General features: G+C 57.5%; 19 protein-coding genes and 1 riboswitch. Of the genes, 14 read left to right on the forward strand and 5 right to left on the reverse strand.

Annotated elements, in window-relative coordinates:
• The first annotated feature begins 44 nt into the window (after positions 1-44).
• From JJB07_RS00710 to JJB07_RS00730, 5 genes are all read left to right on the forward strand, one after another.
• Positions 45-1,799 (forward strand): ABC transporter ATP-binding protein, encoded by a 1,755-nt coding sequence (locus tag JJB07_RS00710; RefSeq protein ID WP_201630296.1) that lies wholly within the window; start codon positions 45-47, stop codon positions 1,797-1,799.
• Between the two features lie 24 nt (positions 1,800-1,823).
• Positions 1,824-2,498 (forward strand): response regulator transcription factor, encoded by a 675-nt coding sequence (locus JJB07_RS00715; RefSeq protein WP_201630298.1) that lies wholly within the window; start codon positions 1,824-1,826, stop codon positions 2,496-2,498.
• Entirely contained in the window at positions 2,495-3,577 is a 1,083-nt protein-coding gene (locus JJB07_RS00720) for a sensor histidine kinase (RefSeq protein WP_201630300.1), read from the forward strand. Before JJB07_RS00715 ends, JJB07_RS00720 begins: the two co-directional genes overlap by 4 nt.
• Positions 3,578-3,687: 110 nt before the next feature.
• Positions 3,688-4,812 (forward strand): NADH-dependent flavin oxidoreductase, encoded by a 1,125-nt coding sequence (locus JJB07_RS00725; RefSeq protein WP_201630302.1) that lies wholly within the window; start codon positions 3,688-3,690, stop codon positions 4,810-4,812.
• Between the two features lie 140 nt (positions 4,813-4,952).
• The gene (locus tag JJB07_RS00730; protein WP_201632612.1) at positions 4,953-5,348 is read left to right on the forward strand and encodes a DoxX family protein; all 396 of its coding nucleotides are present in this window, start codon (positions 4,953-4,955) and stop codon (positions 5,346-5,348) included.
• Here JJB07_RS00730 and JJB07_RS00735 read toward each other — a convergent pair.
• Positions 5,338-6,180: a P-loop NTPase family protein gene (locus tag JJB07_RS00735; RefSeq protein WP_201630304.1), complete on the reverse strand. Its 843-nt coding sequence runs from the start codon at positions 6,178-6,180 to the stop codon at positions 5,338-5,340. The two genes, JJB07_RS00730 and JJB07_RS00735, sit on opposite strands and share 11 nt — an antisense overlap.
• A 259-nt stretch (positions 6,181-6,439) precedes the next feature.
• Between JJB07_RS00735 and JJB07_RS00740 the strand changes: the two genes are divergently transcribed.
• Together JJB07_RS00740 and JJB07_RS00745 are read left to right on the forward strand one after the other, a co-directional pair.
• Entirely contained in the window at positions 6,440-6,655 is a 216-nt protein-coding gene (locus JJB07_RS00740; protein WP_201630306.1) for a DUF3311 domain-containing protein, read from the forward strand.
• Entirely contained in the window at positions 6,652-8,151 is a 1,500-nt protein-coding gene (locus JJB07_RS00745; RefSeq protein ID WP_201630308.1) for a sodium:solute symporter family protein, read from the forward strand. Before JJB07_RS00740 ends, JJB07_RS00745 begins: the two co-directional genes overlap by 4 nt.
• 54 nt (positions 8,152-8,205) lie before the next feature.
• Here JJB07_RS00745 and JJB07_RS00750 read toward each other — a convergent pair whose 3' ends face one another.
• Entirely contained in the window at positions 8,206-9,108 is a 903-nt protein-coding gene (locus JJB07_RS00750) for a hypothetical protein (RefSeq protein ID WP_201630310.1), read from the reverse strand.
• Between the two features lie 155 nt (positions 9,109-9,263).
• On the opposite strand from JJB07_RS00750, the gene JJB07_RS00755 reads away from it, so the two are divergent.
• The 7 genes from JJB07_RS00755 (at position 9,264) to JJB07_RS00785 (ending at position 16,409) form a co-directional block, all read left to right on the forward strand.
• The gene (locus JJB07_RS00755) at positions 9,264-9,911 is read left to right on the forward strand and encodes a DsbA family oxidoreductase (protein WP_201630312.1); all 648 of its coding nucleotides are present in this window, start codon (positions 9,264-9,266) and stop codon (positions 9,909-9,911) included.
• Between the two features lie 12 nt (positions 9,912-9,923).
• A riboswitch (TPP riboswitch) is annotated at positions 9,924-10,039 on the forward strand.
• A 110-nt stretch (positions 10,040-10,149) separates the two neighbouring features.
• A complete protein-coding gene (locus JJB07_RS00760) occupies positions 10,150-11,460 on the forward strand; it encodes a solute carrier family 23 protein (RefSeq protein WP_201630314.1) in 1,311 nt (436 codons plus the stop codon).
• 61 nt (positions 11,461-11,521) lie between these two features.
• Entirely contained in the window at positions 11,522-12,649 is a 1,128-nt protein-coding gene (locus JJB07_RS00765) for a LuxE/PaaK family acyltransferase (RefSeq protein ID WP_201630316.1), read from the forward strand.
• A gap of 4 nt (positions 12,650-12,653) precedes the next feature.
• Positions 12,654-14,099, forward strand: a complete 1,446-nt coding sequence (locus JJB07_RS00770) for an acyl-CoA reductase (protein WP_201630318.1) — start codon at positions 12,654-12,656, stop codon at positions 14,097-14,099.
• Between the two features lie 19 nt (positions 14,100-14,118).
• Entirely contained in the window at positions 14,119-14,898 is a 780-nt protein-coding gene (locus JJB07_RS00775) for an SDR family oxidoreductase (protein WP_201630320.1), read from the forward strand.
• 30 nt (positions 14,899-14,928) lie between these two features.
• On the forward strand, positions 14,929-15,576 hold the full coding sequence (locus JJB07_RS00780) for a futalosine hydrolase (RefSeq protein WP_201630322.1): 648 nt from the start codon (positions 14,929-14,931) through the stop codon (positions 15,574-15,576).
• Complete coding sequence (locus JJB07_RS00785) at positions 15,573-16,409, forward strand: 1,4-dihydroxy-6-naphtoate synthase (protein ID WP_201630324.1); 837 nt, start codon at positions 15,573-15,575, stop codon at positions 16,407-16,409. Before JJB07_RS00780 ends, JJB07_RS00785 begins: the two co-directional genes overlap by 4 nt.
• 43 nt (positions 16,410-16,452) lie before the next feature.
• Here the strand turns inward: JJB07_RS00785 and JJB07_RS24330 are convergent, their stop codons facing one another.
• The 3 genes from JJB07_RS24330 to yedE all read right to left on the reverse strand — a co-directional run bounded on the left by JJB07_RS24330 (position 16,453) and on the right by yedE (position 18,702).
• Positions 16,453-17,184 (reverse strand): DUF1284 domain-containing protein, encoded by a 732-nt coding sequence (locus JJB07_RS24330; RefSeq protein WP_347338302.1) that lies wholly within the window; start codon positions 17,182-17,184, stop codon positions 16,453-16,455.
• A 33-nt stretch (positions 17,185-17,217) separates the two neighbouring features.
• Complete coding sequence (locus JJB07_RS23845) at positions 17,218-17,397, reverse strand: sulfurtransferase TusA family protein (protein WP_347338303.1); 180 nt, start codon at positions 17,395-17,397, stop codon at positions 17,218-17,220.
• A gap of 75 nt (positions 17,398-17,472) precedes the next feature.
• Entirely contained in the window at positions 17,473-18,702 is a 1,230-nt protein-coding gene (gene yedE / locus JJB07_RS00805; RefSeq protein WP_201630326.1) for a selenium metabolism membrane protein YedE/FdhT, read from the reverse strand.
• Between the last annotated feature and the right edge of the window lie 39 nt (positions 18,703-18,741).

The raw sequence follows: 18,741 nt of genomic DNA on the forward strand, positions 1-18,741 counted from the left end.
AGCAGGGGTACAGTAGAGACCATAAAGGTTAGGAGTGATGCCTCATGAAAAAGCAAGACACCCAAGTCCGGCGTTTCGCGCGGCTTATCCTAGAGACGAATCCGCCGAAGCTCGTGCTGGCGATTGCGGTGCTCCTCAGCATGGTGAACACGTTGGTGGGACTTACGATTCCGCTTTTTACAAAGGGTTTGGTCAACGGGTTTTCAATCGGGTCGCTCAGCGGCGCGCAAATTGCGGGCATGGTGGGGGCTCTTCTGGCACAGCTGTTGTCCGGTGGGGTTTCGGTGTACCTGCTGCACTACGGCGGCAATAAAATCGTCTCGGCCATTCGAGACCGTTTGTGGAGCAAGTTGCTTCGACTTCCCGTTCCGTACTACGACAGCAAGGAAACGGGCGACACGATCTCGCGCCTGACGAACGACACGGCGGTGATCAAAGGGTTTGTCACCGAGAACGTCACCGGGTTTTTCACCGGGCTTCTGTCGATTGTCGGGGCGCTTGTGCTGATGTTCTCGATGAATTGGAAAATGACGCTGGTCATCCTCCTGCTGTTCCCGTTCGTCGCCCTCGTCATGGTTCCGGTCGGCCGCGCCATGTACAAAATTTCAAAAGCGACGCAAGCGGAGAACGCCAAGTTCACCTCGGTCATCTCCCGCGTCGTCTCGGAAATTCGGTTGGTCAAAGCGTCCGGTTCCGAACCGATTGAGTACGAGCAAGGTCGCACCGGCATTCTGAACCTGTTCAATTTCGGGATCAAGGAAGCGCGGATGCAAGCGATCGTTTCCCCGATTGTCTCCTTCCTCATCTTGATCGTGCTGGTTGCGCTGATCGGTTTTGGCGGCGTGCAAGTTTCCACCGGCGCGATGACGGCGGGGGAGTTGGTCGCGTTTCTGATGTACCTGTTCCAAATCATGTTCCCGGTGACGCAGATCGTGCAGTTTTTCACGCAGTTTCAGAAAGCGAAGGGCGCGACGGAGAGCATCATCGGCATCTTGGAGTCCGAAGAGGAGGACCAAGACGTTGGGCGGGAGGTCACCGATCTCCGACAGCCAATCTTGGTGGACGGCGTTTCGTTTGCCTACAAAGAGGAAGAACCGATTCTGCACGACGTCTCGATCACCGTCGAAGCGGGCAAAGTTACCGCCATCGTCGGTCCGAGCGGCGGGGGCAAGACGACCCTTTTTTCCCTGTTGGAGCGTTTTTACGAACCGAGTGAGGGCTGTATTCGACTGGGGGAGACGGACGTTCGCGAGTTCTCGCTGCGCTCGTGGAGGCAGAACATCGGGTATGTGTCCCAAGAAAGCCCGATCCTCGTCGGGACGATTCGAGACAATCTCTGCTACGGGCTCAACCGCGAGATTTCGCACGAAGAGATGGTGAACGCCGCCCGCATGGCGTACGCGGAGGGTTTCATCCAAGACCTGCCGAATGGATACGAGACAGAGGTAGGAGAGCGCGGGATCAAATTATCGGGCGGACAGCGGCAGAGAATTGCGATTGCCCGCGCCTTGCTTCGTGATCCGCAGGTTCTGATGCTCGACGAAGCGACGTCGAACTTGGACAGCAAGTCTGAGGAAGTCGTGCAACAGGCGTTGAAGAACTTGATGCAAGGACGCACGACCGTCATGATCGCGCATCGCTTGTCCACGGTGGTCGATGCGGACTCGATCGTATTTGTAGAAAAAGGGCGTGTCACCGGCGTCGGGACACACCAACAGCTATACGACACGCACCCGCTGTACCGTGAATTTGCAGACGGACAGCTCAAAATGAACTCCGTGGAAATTCAAGTGGAGTAACCGATAGAGAGGAGTGTGTGGAGGATGGCCTATGTACTGGTGGTGGACGACGATCCCCACATTCGAGAGCTCGTTCGAGTGATTTTGCAAAAAGAGGGCCTCGGCGTCCGCGAAGCCGCCGACGGGAGAGAGGCTCTGCAACTGATGGAGTCCACCCCGTCAGACATGGTCATCCTCGACATCATGATGCCGAACATGGACGGTTGGACGCTGTGCAGAGAATTGCGCAATCTCTACGACATCCCGCTTCTGATGCTGACGGCGAAGGGCGAGACGGTCGATAAGGTGCGAGGGTTCGATCTGGGGACGGACGACTACTTGGTGAAGCCCTTCGACCCGCCCGAGCTGATCGCCCGGGTCAAAGCACTCCTCAAACGCTACCGGATCGCCGCTTCTCAGCAGGTCGCGATTGCAGAACTTCTGATCGACCGGCAGACGTACGAAGTGAAAGTTCAGGGTCAACCCGTGACGTTGCCCCCCAAGGAATTCGATCTGCTCTTCACGATGGGCAGTCATCTCGGACGGACGCTGGCACGGGACCAATTGATCGAGTCGGTCTGGGGCTATGACTTTGACGGAAATGAACGGACGCTCGACGTTCACATCAACCGCCTGCGCGAACGGTTTTCAGACTGGGGCGTGTCACTTAGGATCAGCACGATTCGCGGGTTGGGGTATCGCTTGGAGATCGTTGCATGACCAAACGACCGGCCACGAGATATTTTACTGTTGCCAGAGTGTTGGCGAGCATCGGGATCATGATGTCCGCCAGCGCTGCGGCGTTTATTATGGGGTATTTTTTGACGAAGTGGGGGTTCGCTGCGACGGGAGCCCAATGGCCGGACTTTGCCAGGCAGTTGCTCAACTGGTTCGTGGGCTCTCTGCTGATGGTGGCGGCGATTCTCGTTTTTAACCTCTTCGCCCGCCCGAAGCAGATCGAATTCTGGGGCGAGATCAACGGCGCGTTGAAGCGGATCGCCAAGGGCGACTTCAACATCGTCCTCGACCGCGAAGAGAAGTTCCAAGGGCAGTTGCGCGACTTCGTCGATACGCTCAACCACATGGCACACGAGTTGAAGCAGATGGAAACGCTGCGCCAAGAGCTGATCTCCAACGTCTCACACGAAATTCAATCTCCGCTGACCTCGATTCGCGGGTTCGCCAACACGTTGCAAAACGACGACCTCAGCCCCGAGGACCGTCGGCATTACCTCTCGATCATCGAGACGGAGAGCACGCGGCTCTCCAAACTCAGCGACAACCTCTTGAAGCTGACCTCTCTCGAATCGGAGCACCAGCCCTTCGAACCAACGCCCTACCGACTCGACATCCAACTGCGCAACGTCATCCTCGCCTGCGAACCGCAATGGCTGGAAAAAGACTTGGAGTTGGAGCTGGACCTGCCCGAAACGACGGTCGTCGCCGACGAAGAGCTGATGGGACAAGTCTGGACGAACCTGATCCACAACGCGATCAAGTTCACCCCTCCGCACGGCAGTTTGCAACTCGTACTTGAAAAAACGGAGTCCGGCATCCGCGTCTCCATCACCGACACCGGCATCGGAATCTCCCCCGAAGACCAACTCCGCATCTTCGAACGCTTTTACAAGGGAGACAAGTCCCGTACCCGATCCATCACCGGCGGCGGCAGCGGACTGGGACTCGCCATCGTGAAAAAAATCATCGACCTTCACGCAGGCTCCGTTCGTGTGCGAAGCCAAGCGGGTGTGGGATCAACTTTTGAAGTACAGCTTCCAAAACTTCCTTCCGAGTCGTAAGGCACGTCACTTTCTTTCTGCGAGAAACTTTATAAAATGAAGTTCATTATAGAGCAGTCCGTCTCAGGGCAAAATTGAGTTTGCCAGATGGAATGGAAGGGAGCCTGATCATGAAGGAACAATTCAAACCGCTTTTTGAAAACTTCGCACTTCGCTCCGGCATCACGCTGAAAAACCGCATCGTGTTGGCACCGATGACGAATTTCTCTTCGAACCCGGACGGCACCGTCACCAAGGAAGAAGTGGCGTACTACGCGCGTCGCTCGAACGGCGTCGGCGCTGTCATCACCGCTTGCACTTACGTTACACCCAACGGCAAGGGTTTCCACGGCGAATTCGGCGCAGACACCGATGACCTGATCCAGAGCCTCAACGAATTGGCGACCGCCATCAAGCAACGCGGTGCCAAAGTCATCCTGCAGATCTTCCACGGAGGCCGTGCCTGCCCGCCGGAGCTCGTCCCGAACGGCGAGACCGTTTCGGCAAGCGACGTGGCACCGAACGCCGAAGGTGCCAAGCAGCCTCGTCCGCTGACCGAACCTGAAATTCACGAGATCATCGACGCGTTCGGTGAGGCGACCCGCCGTGCGATTGAAGCGGGCTACGACGGCGTGGAAATTCACGGAGCGAACGGCTACCTGATTCACCAATTCTTCTCCCCGCATACGAACCGCCGCGACGACCAATGGGGCGGAAGTCTCGAAAACCGTATGCGTTTCCCGCTCGCCGTCACCGCAGCTGTGAAAAAAGCGGTCGCCGAACACGCGAAGCAACCGTTCATCGTCGGCTACCGTTTCTCCCCGGAAGAGCAAGAGGAGGACGGTTTCACCATGGCGGACACCTTCGAACTGGTGAACGCACTGGCCGACCAAGAACTGGACTACCTCCACGTCTCGCTCATGGACTTCTGGTCCCGTCCGAGACGCGGGGCCGATGAGTCCAAGACCCGCTACGAGTGGATCGTGGACCGCGTCGGAGATCGCGTGCCGGTCATGGGCGTCGGATCGATTCATACTGCCGAGGACGCACAAAAAGCGCTGGCTTCCGGCGCTCCGCTGCTCGCCATCGGCCGTGAACTGATCGTCGACCCGGACTGGGTGGAGAAAATTCAAGAGGGTCGCGAATCGGAAATTATCACCACCCTCACGAAAAACGACCAAGACCGCGTGCTCGTCCCCGACCCGCTCTGGCAAGCCATCATCAACTCGCCGGGCTGGTTCCCTGTAGTAGACTAAGGAAAAAAGACCTCGCCAACTGCGGTTGGCGAGGTCTTTTTTGCGGTATCAGGGAGTGAGGAATGGGAGAACGTAAGGAGAGGTTTGTAACACGAGGAAGGAAAGAGGGGTTCTCCATGGACAATCTCCACCTGGGTTGGATGGCGGCACTTGGACTTTTGATCATTCGGTTGGTGATCGGACTGACCTTCGTCGGGCACGGAGCCCAAAAGTTATTCGGCTGGTTCGGGGGCACAGGCGTGAGTGAGACCGGGCAGTGGTTGGAATCGATCGGGATCAAACCCGGCGGCAAGATCTGGGCGGTCGTCGCAGGCGCCTGCGAACTCATCGGCGGCCTGCTGTTCGCCGCGGGCTGGATGACGCCGCTCGGGGCGGCACTGATTACGATCATCATGATCGACGCCATCATCACCGTCCACGGACGAAACGGATACTGGCTGACCAACAACGGTTTCGAATACAACTTCGTCCTCATCGCCGTCACGATCGGCGTCGCCTTCATCGGACCGGGGAGGTATGTGCTGTTCAGCCCTTGATCAGCTTCTCCTCGATCTGCGGGAGGAGGGTGTCCCAGTCGTGGTTGGAGTTTTCGAGGACCAACGTGTTCAGGGGGAGTTGTGGGAGGAGCGCCAATTCGAGGTCTTGTCTCATTTGGAGGAACTCGATGAGGCCGTCGAAGCCGTGTAGACCGTGCTCCAAACCGTAGCCTTGTTCGGTGTGGTAGGAGATGACGAAATCGAGCCATTCCTTGGAGCGGACTTCGCAGACTCGTTCGACCGACTCGCGGATGTTGGTTTGGTAGAAGTAGATCAACAGGGGATTGAGTGGTTGAATCAGCTCGGCCAAGTTGCGGATGTGCTCGACGACCGCTTCACGTCCTGCGTTGTGCTTCGCGAGGAAGGCGCACATCGGGTTTTGCAGAAACGCGCAGTCGAAGATCACCGTGCTCTCACGCTTGGCTTGCTGTGCGGCGAATTCGGACCAGCGGGCGAGCAGGAGCTCGCGGTGTTTGGACAGGGAGATCCCGTCGTAGATGTCGTACTTCGCAAGTTCTTCAAACTGCGGCAGGGCGAGGGCCGTGCCGATTTTTCCATAGGAAATGAGGATGTCATCCCCGGTTCGCGTGAGAAACGGGGCTATTTCTGCTTCCGACTCCGGATGATGGTTCACAAACTCCTGATACGTCGCTTCATTGAGACAAGCAACCCGATCATAATCGGCGGGGTGGTCGAGATTGCCTTCCAGAAACAACTCCGTGGCACGTCCGTTTTTTACAAGGACATCGGCGGCGAATTGGGCCGTGGATGTTTTTCCGGAACCCATGATTCCTTCTACTAAGACCAGCTTTGTTTGAGGCACGATCTCCATCGCCAACTCTCTTTTTCTTCCAATTTCTCATGAGTTTCAGGTGATGTCAATTGAAATAATGGACTGCCTGTCGAGCAGTCCACCGAATGTACGGTAGGCAAATTCTACCTGAACACCACTTAACTAAACGGAATCCGGAGCAAATGCAAGCATTCTCACGCACTATGCTCAGAATTATTAGATTATACGGAAAACTAGAATTGCACATCTGCAGCCTTCGCCGTATGATTGGCGATAATCATTTCACGAGGAGGCAGCCATGAACAAAATCTCTCCGAAAATTCTCATTGCCAGTCTGGCACTCTTGCCGTTCGTTGCGCAGTTGCTCGTTTTGCCGTGGGTGAATCGCATCGATCCGGTCATTCTGGGGCTTCCGTTCTTGCAGTTTTGGCTGTTCCTATGGATTGTGCTGAGCCCGCTCTGCACGTACAGCATCTACCGGATTCAGAAAGCGCAAGGGAGGTTCGAAGGATGACAGGCAACGCAACCGCTTTATCCGTTACGGCCAGTATCGTGTTGGTCGTGGTCCTGATCGGGTTCCTCGCGGGGAAAAACAAATCGTCCCGCAGCTCCGTCGAGGAATGGTCGGTCGGCGGCCGACGTTTTGGCACGCTCTTGGTCTGGTTCTTGGTCGGGGCCGACTTGTACACGGCGTATACGTTCCTCGCGCTGACTTCGCAGTCCTACACGGTGGGGTCGCTGGCTTTCTTTGCGATTCCGTACTCGATCTTGGCGTACTCCGTCGCGTACTTCTTCCTCCCGAAACTGTGGAAAGTCGCGAAAACCTACCAATACACCACCCTCGCCGACTACGCGAAGGGACGGTTTGACTCGAAACTCCTCTCGTCGCTGGTCGCCATCGTCGGCGTGCTGATGCTCATCCCGTACATCGACCTGCAACTGAGCGGCATTCAAAATACGTTGCAAATCGCCGGCTCCGGCATCGTCAACGTGAAAGTCGTCGTCATCATTTCGTTCCTTCTCGTCGCTCTCTACACGTTCTTCAGCGGCATCAAAGGCCCGACGTATACCGCGATCATCAAAGACATCCTGATCTGGGTCGTCATGCTGTTCCTCGTCGTCTCGCTCCCGATGATTCACTTCGGCAGTTGGGGCTCGATGGTGGACACGCTGACCCAAAAAGCGCCGAAGATGCTCACCATCCCCACCTCCGGCCCGAAAAGTTACGCGTGGTTCATCACCGCATCGTTCGTCTCGGCGCTCGCGCTGTTCATGTGGGCGCATGCGGCGACCGGGGTGTTCACGTCAAAAAGTGCGGATGCCCTGCGCAAGAACACGATCTTGCTCCCCGTGTACAACATCGTGCTGATCCTCGTGATTTTCCTCGGCATCGTCGCGAAACTTGTTCTGCCTGCGGGGACGGATGCGAAGTTTGCGTTGCTTGAACTCGTTCGCACCTCGTATGGAGGCGGGATGCAAGGCATCGTGTATGCGACGATTGCGCTGGCATCGTTGATTCCGTGCTCGATCATGGCAATCGGGGCTTCGAATCTGTTCGCGAACAACATCTACCGCGACTTGATCAACCCGAACGTCGCACCGAAAAAACTCACGATGGTCACCCGCTCGATGGTCTTCGTCGTCATCGGGTTGGCGTTGGTCTGCGGCCTGCTGTTCCCGACGGCGCTGGTGTCTCTGCAATTGCTCGGGGTTTCCGGCATGGTGCAAATCTTCCCGGCGATCGTGTTCTCGCTGTTCTGGAGATCGCAAACCCGTGAAGCGACGATCTCCGGTCTGGTCGTCGGACTCATTGTCACCTTCACCGTCTACGCAACCAACTCGGCCCACGGCATCTACGAAGGCTTCTGGGGGCTGGCGGCGAACTTCGTCGTGGTCTCCGTGCTCAACCCGTTCTTCGTGAGGAAACGTCAAGAGAACCAAGTGACGGAGTTCCTTTTTGGAGAGCAAGAAGCAAAAACCGGTGGCACTTTACTAGAAGAGGCCATGTAAGAGAGGCACTTGCAAAAAAAGGCACTCCCAACTCGTTGTGGGAGTGCCTTTTTTCTACTTCATCTGGCAAAGAATCTTGCAGACATCCCGCTCTGCCTTGGCACGCTTCTCCTGCGGCAGCCGGTTCAGCAGGTAGAGAGCGGCGTAGGGGACTTTGAGGCAGTGCGGGTCATCGTAGACGTTTTCCCAGTATTCGGGCGCGAACAGGGACTCGAACGGGGGATTCACGATCTCCATGTGCAGGACCTCCTCCGGAATTCGGCGGTTCAACTGCATCTGGATGCGATGGTTCACCATGCCGCTCTCCGTCAAGAACGAGTACCCCAGACGGTCGAACTCCATCAGAGCTTGCGCGTGGGTGAGTCCATGCTCGACTTCGCCTGTGAAGTGGTAGCGTTTTTCGCCAAGGGTCATGGTGGGGACGATCACCCGACACTCCTCCAACGCACGCTCCGCCAGATCTTGCAGACTGTTGTAAGCCGGAATCTCCGTGACCTGCTCCACGGTGAACGTGCTGTAGTCCGCAAGCCCGTAGTAGCGGTTGCCGGAGCCCTTCGAAGATTCCGTCAACGTGACGGAGAACCCGTTCACAAGGCTTGGAATCAGCATGTCGGGACGCTCGGTCAGCGCACGCAAAGCAAGAAACCCATACGCGAGACCATGCCCCGAATGACTCAGACGAGCTGCATTGGCCCGCAGGCCGTCGAGTACGACTTCCAGCAACGCCGGGTCGGCCTGCTCCTTCTCATAAGGCACGAACAACTTCGGGAACTTCGAAATAAAATGATCCGCCATCCGTTGCAACCCCACCTGCACATGCTCCGGCAGATTTTCTTCCCGACTCATATAGAAAGCGGCCAAAACCGCCGCCCCCGTATGTCCGCCGAACCAACCGCCTTCCTCACCGGCCCGACCTAATCCGATCAATCCAAGTTCAAGATACTTTTCGCTCAACATAAATCGCTCACTCCTTGTTGGAAATATTTGTTTGTTTCAGTATAGCACTAAGGAAACATATTTGTATATAAAGTTTCGCGTAATCCATCTGACAGAAGTGCAGGATAAGAATGCGTATACTGAGCCAATACCCTGTTGAAATAGGAGTGAATCACATGACGTTGAAAATTCAGGTGTACTCGGACTATGTCTGACCGTTCTGCTTCTTAGCGGAGGTTCCGCTACAAAAAGCAATCGCAGGCAAGGACGTCGAAGTCGAATGGATGCCGTTTGAATTGCGGCCGTATCCCAATGAAACGTTGCTTGTCGAGGGCGACTATCTCCAGCGAGCGTGGGCGCAATCGGTCTATCCGATGGCGGAGCGCTTCGGGCTGAAAATGGTCCTGCCCCGCGTCTCCCCGCAACCGCATACCCATCTGGCGTTTGAAGGGTTCCAGTTCGTGAAGGAACACGGCAAAGCAAATGAATACAACCACCGCCTGTTCGAGGCGTTCTTCCAAGAGGAGCAGGACATCGGAAGCGTCGAAGTCCTCACCAAACTGGCAGGCGAAATCGGCTTGGACGAAAAAGCCTTCCGAGAAGCCCTCGAAACGCGAACATACAAAGAAGTTCATCAAAAAGCGCTCCACCACGCCTACCACGAAGCCAACATCCAAGTCGTGCCGACGATCAAAATCGGCAACACCGTCCTCGAAGGGGTCCGTGGTCAAGCCGCACTCGAAGGCATCATCGACGAAGAACTCGCCAACACCAAACAAAAGTCCCCAGGCGACGGCATGGCCTGTGGGATTGACGGCTGTTGAAGTCACTGCTATGGTAAAACCGACAGGAGCTCGTGGAAACGGGCTGAGAGGGCAGCTAGGAAACTCCGTTGCCGACTGGTTGACCTGATCTGGGTAATGCCAGCGGAGGGAAGGCCCTGTTTTTCAAAAAAACGGGTACCATCGTGGTGTTTGTAAAAACCGCTCCTCTGCAGGGGCGGTTTTTTGCTGTGCCCTACTTACTTGCAACCTTTACGAATGGAAAGGGAGAGGGACTTACGTGGAAGAAGAACGAAATGAACAAAAACTCGCCGTGGGCTTGGAGGACAAGCTGGCTCCTGTGCCGACTCTGCTCTACGGCTTGCAGCATGTGATCGTGTCGAACGTCTGGCTGGACCCGCTGTTCGTGGCGGCGCTGATCGGGTTGCCGGTCGCCGTCGCGTCGAACATGGTCAACGCGATTTTTTTAGCGGCGGGGGTTGTGACGCTGTTACAAGCGATGAGACTCGCACGCTTGCCTGTCGTGCAAGGTCCGTCGGCGGCGTTTGACGCGCTGATGATCGCGGCGGGCAAAGCGAAAGGTCTCGGGGCGGCAGGCGGCGGAATTCTGTTGAGCGCAGGCATCGTCCTGTTGCTCGCCCTGACCGGCGTTCTGCAAAAAATGCGTGTGCTCTTCACGCCTGTCGTAACGGGTACGGTAATCGCCGTCGTCGGTTTTGCACTTTCCGGCTTTACCTTGTACGAATTTCTCGGCGGCTCGGCGGGAACGCCTACTTTTCTAAGCGGGTCTACGCTCGCGATGTCGATTCCCACCGCACTGCTCGTCATCTTGCTTTCTGCTTTTGGAAAAGGGCTCTGGCGATCCTACGCATTTCTCATCGCATTGGTCGTGGGCGACGGAATTGCACTCGCAACGGGCAAGCTGTCATTTGCAAGCGTGGGGGAAAAGGCTTGGTTCGGTCTCCCGCAATGGCTGCCTTATGGAAGTTTGACGCTCGATTGGAGCGTGTTCGCGACATTTTTCGTGGCCTACATCGTCGCAGTGATTGAAGCGATGGGCGTCTACGCGGTCGCCGCCGAGTATGTCGGCGTCCCGCTCGACGGCAAACGAATTCGCAACGGATTCGCGGGAGAGGCTGTCGGCTCGATGCTCTCCACACTTGTTGGAGGCTTTCCGACCACGGCGTATGCGCAGAATGTCTCCCTGCTTCGCTTGACAGGGATTGGGTCGAGGTTTACGGTAATAGTGGCCGGGTTGATTTTCATCCTCCTCGGCTTCGTGCCCAAGGCAGGGGCGGTGCTCGCTTCGACTCCCGATGCGGTGGTCGGCGGTCTGTTTTTGCCGGCGGCGGCGTCTCTGGTGATCACCGGCGTCTCGATTTTGGGCAGAATGGAGAAGACCGAGAGCAACCGATTGGTGGCAGGTCTTTCGCTTTTGCTGGCAGTAGCTTTGCCGCAAGCTTGTAACGGAGTCACAGGCTGGGCCGCTCCGTTTTTGACGAATACAGTTCTGGTCGGCGCGTTGTCTGCGGTGGTTCTGCAAGCGGTCTTGGTGCAGATCCCGCGTGTGTTCGGGCGTCGAGCAGAGTAGGGAAGAGGGAGGTCGACCGCGTGTCGGCCTTTTTTTCGAGGAGAACAGGAGGGATTCAACCATGCGCGAAGCATCGGAGCGTATCGTGGAACGCGTGCTGAGCTATATCGAGGAGTTCGCAGACTCTTCCAATCTAGAGAGCGTACATAATGAGGCATTCGGCAAACTGGCATTGGACTTGTTCGCCTACCAATTCCAACACAACCCCGCTTACAAAAAATACTGCCAAGCCCGCCGCAAGTCCCCCCTCACAGTGAAACATTGGCAAGACATCCCGCCGATCCCCTTCCAAGCATGGAAGGAGCTGACGATGAGCTGCGAGCCTGTCGAGGAGGCCCAAGCGGTCTTCATGACCAGCGGCAGTACCGATCCGACAAAAAAGGGTCGGAACTACCATCCGACCCTCCAAGTCTGGGATGCGTCGATGGTGCCGCCGTTCCGCAAATTTGTCATGGCAGGTCGTGACAAAATGGCGATTTTGGTGCTCTCACCCGCCGCCGATGTCAACGAAAACTCCTCCCTCTCCCGCTATCTCACGAAAGCGGTGGAGAACTTCGGGACGGAGGACAGCGGTTTTTATTACGACCGAGGCCTCGGGTTTGAAATGGCGCGCCTCGCCGAAACCATGAAAGACCTCGTCGCCCGCAACGTCCCCGTGATGCTGATGGGCGCGACGTTTGCCTTCGTGCATTTCCTCGACTACTGCAAAGAAACGAAGCTCTCGTTCGAACTCCCGGAAGGCAGCCGCATCTTCGATACCGGCGGGTTGAAGGGACAAGCTCGTGAAGTCTCGGCGGAGGAACTGCTCGCGAGCTTCCAAGCGGTGTTCCACGTCAACCGTGCGAACTGCGTCAACATGTACGGCATGACGGAGTTGAGCTCTCAGATGTACGACCGCAATTTGGAAACGCAAGCGGCGGGCGGCGAGATTCTGTACGACAAAGTCGGCCCTGCGTGGGTGCGTACCGTCGTGCTCGACCCTGACACTCTGCAACCTGTGGAACGCGGCCGCACCGGCGTCCTCGCCCACTATGACCTCGCGAATTGGAACTCGTCGCTCGCCCTGCTGACCGAAGACATGGGCTATGAAACGGACCACGGCTTCGTTCTGCTCGGACGTGCCAAGGGCGCAGAAGCACGCGGTTGCTCCATCGCCGTCGATCAACTTTTGCAGGCACAGAGGGGGTAACGAGATGATCGCGGCGTTTCATGTGCCAAGCGGCATCTCGTTTGCAGAGTACGAGGAGCGGGAGATTCAGACGGAGCAGGGGACGGTGACGTTGCAATTTCCTGTCCTCACCCCGGCGAACATCCACGAGATCGCCGAACGAGTGCGTCAAGGCCGAGCACAGGGTCTGGCTCGTTGGTCAACGGAGCAAATCGTCACCCTCATCGACGAAGCTGTCCACCTCTGGCTCAACCCCTCCTATGAAAAACGCCGCTTGGCAGAATCCCTGCTTCCCGTCCTCACCGGCTACGACGCGGAGATGATCCGTCTTGAGTTAAAAAGGTTCCTTCGCAACTTTCGTCGCAAGGAACTCCACCGCTTCCTCGCCGAAGAGTTGGACGACCCGGCGGTGCTCGACGGATTTCGTCCGCGCAAGTCGGGAGGGCAGAGTCGGGCGTTTGGGCCGGAGCTGTTGGTGCAGATTTTTTCGGGGAACGTGCCGGGGTTGCCGATCTGGAGTCTCGTCATGGGACTGCTCACCAAGTCGGGGACGATTGGCAAGACGTCGTCTGCGGAACCGCTGATGGCGGCTTTTTTTGCGCAGTCTTTGGTGGAGGTGTGTCCGGAGATTGGCGAGGCGATTGCGATACTGCCGTGGCGGGGCGGGACGGTCGATCTGGAAAAAGCCGCCTACGAGCAGGCGGACGTGATCATCGTCTACGGTTCAGACGAGACGGTTGAGCAAGTTCGCACCCAAGCGGGCGCCGGGAAAGTAGTCGTCGGCTATGGGCACAAGATCTCGTTTGCCATGATTGGACGCGAAGCACTGACGGCAGACCGCTACCAAGAGACGATCCACCGACTGGCCGAAGACGTCGCCATCTACGACCAGCAGAGTTGCCTCGCCCCGCAAACCCTCTTCGTGGAACAGGGCGGCGTCGTCGGACCGCGCCAAGTCGCCCAACTACTCGGGGCCGAACTGGAACGGTATCAGAAAAAACGCCCGCGTGCGACCGTCAGCGAGGAAGAAGCGCTGGCGATCCGTCGTTTGCGAAGCGAGGTGGAACTGGCAGAGATGGGCGGGGAAGAAGTGGCCCTTTTTGCTAGTGAGACGGGGACCGACTGGACGGTCACGTATCGAGAGAAGCCAACGTTCGCAGGCTCGACGCTCAACCGCACGGTTCAAGTCTCGGCATGCCATTCAGTAGAAGAAACCCTGCCTCTGCTGCGACCCTATCAACGCTATCTGCAATCGGTGGGTCTCGCCGTAGGGCCACAGCGTCTGTTCGAACTCGCGAATCTCTTAGGCGAAGCGGGCGTGAACCGTGTGACCGCCATCGGGCAGATGACACGAGCGGCGGCGGGGTGGCATCATGACGGCCGCTACAATTTGCTCGACCTCTTGCGCTGGACGGACATCGAAGCGCGGGTCGAGTTGGACAGTGAACGCTATGATCCCGATGTCGAGTAAAAGGAGGGAGGGAGCCAAAATGGAGAACCTATTCAGTTTGCAAGGAAAAATCGCCTTGGTCACAGGTGCCAGCCGAGGCATCGGCGCGGGAATTGCCAAGCAGTTGGGAAGTTTGGGCGCGTATGTCGTCGTGAACTATCTGAAAAACGAAACCGCCGCACAGCGCGTCGTCGCTGAAATCGAAGCAAACGGCGGCGGTGCCGTCGCTCTGCAAGGAGATGTGCGGGACGCCGACAGCGTGCAAGCGATGGTTGAACAAATCGTCGAGGCATTCGGGCGCGTCGACATCGCGATCAACAACGCCCTGAGCCCCTACACGTTCAACCCCAAAACGCGCAAGACCGCTTGGCAAACGCAGTGGAGCAACTACCAAGCGCAATTGGAAGGAAGCCTCGGCGGTGCGTTTCACGTCTGCCAAGCGGTCCTGCCGCACATGCAAAAGCAATTGTCCGGTCGCATCGTGAATCTGGTGACGAACCTCATCGAGTTTCCCATCGTCCCGTACCACGACTACACGACGGCGAAATCGGCACTCCTCGGCTACTCGCGCAACTTGGCGGCGGAGGTCGGTCGATTCGGGATCACGGTGAACTGCATCGCCCCCGGTTTGACCTATCCGACCGACTCCAGCCGCGAGACGCAAGAAGATGTGCGCGAGTCGATCCTCCGACTGACGCCGCTTGGCAGACTGGCGACTCCCGATGACATCGCGCGTGCAGTGGCGTTGTTCGCCACAGATGCCTCCGCTTTTATCACCGGGCAGTGCCTCTATGTCGACGGCGGGTTGGTCATGCGATAGAATTGGTATATATGTAAAGGAGATGGAGCGATGCGCGTACTACTCATGACGGCGGTGTCCGTCGAGCAAGAAGCGGTCTTGCGCGGACTGCAAGGCGCTGAAAACTTCGACGTTCAACTGGCGGGCGTCGGCCCGATTCAAGCTGCAATCAACACGACGAAAGTGTTGGAATCTGCAAAGTCCCCCTATGACTTGGTGATCAGCGCCGGCATTGCAGGCGGTTTTGTAGGACGAGCAGAAGTCGGCTCCATCGTGGTGTCCACCGAGATCATCGCCGCCGATCTGGGAGCGGAGACCCCCGAAGGGTTCAGTTCCTTGGACGAGCTGGGATTCGGCGCGACCCGCGTGCCGGTCAACCCCGACTTGGCAAAAAAGGTCATGGAAGCTCTGCAAACAGCGGGACTCCAAGCCCAATCCGGCCCGGTGCTCACGCTCTCGACCGTAACCGGCACCGCAGAAACGGCCGCTCAATTGGCGGCGCGAATTCCCGGAGCGGCCGCAGAAGGCATGGAAGGCTACGGAGTCGCTCTCGCCGCACACGAGCGTGGCATCCCCGTTCTCGAACTTCGCACCATCTCGAACCCGGTCGGTCCTCGTGACCGCGCCGCTTGGAAAATAAAAGACGCGCTGGTCGCACTCGAATCCGCCAGCCGCGTGTTAGTGGAGGTACTCCGATGAAAATTGCATACTCCCCCTGCCCGAACGACACGTTCGTTTTTCACGCATGGGCGCATGGTTTGATCGAGGGCGCACCCGAACTCGATGTGACCTACGCAGACATTGACATCACCAACGGACTGGCGGCGAACTCCACCGACTTGGACGTGATCAAAATTTCCTACGCCGCGCTCCCGTGGGTTTTGGAAAATTACGCACTCCTGCCGTGCGGCGGTGCTCTGGGTCGAGGCTGCGGCCCGCTGGTTCTCAGCGCCAACGCCGAAACTGCGAACAACCCCGCAGCCCTCTCCGGCAAAAAAGTAGCCGTGCCGAGCGAGCGCTCCACCGCCTACTTGTTGTTCCGCCTCTGGGCGGCACAAAACGTCCCCGGCGGCGTCGGCGAAATCGTCGTGATGCCGTTCCACGAGATCATGCCCGCCGTGCGCGACGGCAAAATTGACGCGGGCCTCGTCATCCACGAAGCGCGCTTCACCTACCCCCAATACGGCCTGACGCAACTGGTCGACTTGGGCAACTGGTGGGAATCGGACACCGGACTGCCGATTCCGCTGGGTGCGATCGTTGCGCGCCGCGACCTTGATCGAAACGCGATCACCGACTGGGTACGGCAATCGGTCGAATACGCGTGGGCACATCCGGAAGTTTCGAAGGACTACATCATGTGCCACGCCCAAGAACTCTCCCCCGAAGTCGCCCAACAGCACATCGACCTCTACGTCAACGAATTCACCCGAGACCTCGGCGACAAAGGATACGAAGCCATCACCGGCCTCCTCACACGCGCCGCCGAAGAAGGACTCGTGCCGAAGTTCGACCTTTCAAAGCTTCGATAAAAAAGAGACCATCCCGTCAGCGTGCGGGATGGCCTCTTTTTTTTCAAGACTCGAAGTACAGGTGGTGGTGCAACTGACACCCCGGATTAAACCCCGCCCCGCACTGCGGGCACTTCGACTCGCAATTTTTGTACTCGTTCACCGTCAACACATGCCCGCAACTCCCGCACAGCACGGCGGGTTCGTCAAACCGCGACTTCGGCCACGGCTTCGGCGGGTGGTCGGCCGTTTCGAGGTGGCATTCGTAGCAGGGGTAGTACCGCTCACAGCACCCGAACTTCAACGCGATCACATCGAGTTCGGAGTGATAGTGCTTGCATCGCGTCTCGTCATCGACTTCGACGCCGTAGACTTTGGGACGAACCATCGGCAACGGCTCACCGGAGACGACTTTGCGAATCCCGTCTTGGCAGACGCCGTAGGGGAGCCACGGACACGTCGAGCAGATGTGCAACAGATCGTCCGGGAGCAACGAACTCGCGACACGCCCGAGAATATCTCCCCACGTCGTCACCTGACCCGCTCGAAGCCCCAACTTCTCCAGAATCAGCGCATCCCGCTCCGCCACATTCCGATCTTCACAATGATACTCCCCGTCTGCCGGAAAGCACGCACACAACTGATCCGGCCCCGCGACAATTTCACACTCCGTCGCAGGCTCCTCCAACAATCTCCGGTACACCCCGGTCATATTGTCCACATACGTATCCGAATACCCCATCCCTCGATACCCGAGCAGACAGAGCAAATGATGTCCGCGCAACGCAATCGGCATGACGATTCATCTCTCCTTGCTGTCTTCAACATCCTACCGCAATACTCGGATGTAAAAATGGATATCCTGCCCATAGCGGTCCGGTTCACGCAGAAGTTCGTAGCCGTGTTTGACGACTTCTTGCGGGACGGTTTGGAACGACTGCGGACAGTCGGCGATCACGTGGAGAATTTGACTCGCCCTCATTGTTTGCAACGCATCCAGCGTTTGCACGACCGGAAACGGTCACGGTTCGCCGCGGATGTCGAGAACGAAATCTGCCTCAACTTGATTCATCATCAGGACCTCCTACTCCTTCATCGGTCGGGCGACAAACGCGTCCGATTTCACTTGCAGCCCTCGCCCGAATTTGTAATGACGGCTCCACCAATGCGCCGACAGCCACCAAAGTCCGAGCATCGCCAACGTGCCGAGCAGCCCGACCGTCTCGCCCCACGATTTCAGCAAGTTGATCGGTTGCCAGCCTTGCACGAGGGTGTTGTAAAAGCCGAGGTGGTCCCACGCGAACGCAAGCAGCGTCGCGCCGACGAGGTTGCCAAGTCCGACGAAGATGTAGAGCACTTGGCCTTCCATCATGCGATACATCATTCCGGTTTCACAACCGCCCGCCATGACGATGCCGATCCCAAACAGCAGACCGCCGAGCAACGTACTCGGAGCGGCCGGTTTGATCAGAGCCGGAATGCCGTTATGAATGTAGAAAAACGTGCAGACCGTCGCCACGATCATCCCGACGGCAATCGCTTTGGTCATCACGGCGCGACCGGAAATCCATTGGTCGCGAAACGCCGACGTGAAGCAGATTTGCCCGCGCTCGATCAGAATCCCGAAGCCAAGTCCGGCAAGAGCTGCGACGGCGAGCAAGTGTTTCCCTTGGATCGTGAAGGTGATGACGATCGCGAGAAAAACGAGGATGACGATCAGGCCAACCCAGGGTTGGACAGAGCGTTTTTTCCCGGACGGGGTCGCTTGGAGTTGTGCTTGTGAAACCGGCTTGAGGTTCGGTTTCCCGCGCCACCATTTGGTCATGACGATCTTGACCCCGATGTACGTTCCGGCGGCGGTTGCGAGCATGAACAGCCAGGCATGGAACGAAAACTGCGGCACACCGCTGAAAAAAGCCGCCAGATTGCAGCCAAGCGCAAGCCGTGCGCCGAACCCGGCGATGACGCCGCCGACGAAGCCTTGCAAGAGGCGGCGTTTTTGTTGCGGCACGCGAATTTTGAACGAGTTGCTGAGCAGGACGGTGATCAAAGCGCCGATCAACATCCCGATGACGATCCAACCGTCTGTGCGGGTGAGCGGCGAGCCTTGCATCTTGATCAGGTTGAAGTACGCCCACTTCGAGGTGTCGACCCCGAACCACTGCAACACATGTCCGCCCAGTCGGGTGAATTCGCCGGTCACTGCCCAGACGGTGCCCGTTGCGCCGAAGTACAGCGCACTCAGCACGCCGGCGAGTGAGATCGCGACGTACGGATTCCAGTAGGTTTGAAAGATTTTTTGATAAAAACGCAAGCGGATGACTTCCTTTCTCCCAATGATGTCCACTCCTGA

This window comes from Tumebacillus amylolyticus, assembly GCF_016722965.1.
Taxonomy (GTDB): domain Bacteria; phylum Bacillota; class Bacilli; order Tumebacillales; family Tumebacillaceae; genus Tumebacillus; species Tumebacillus amylolyticus.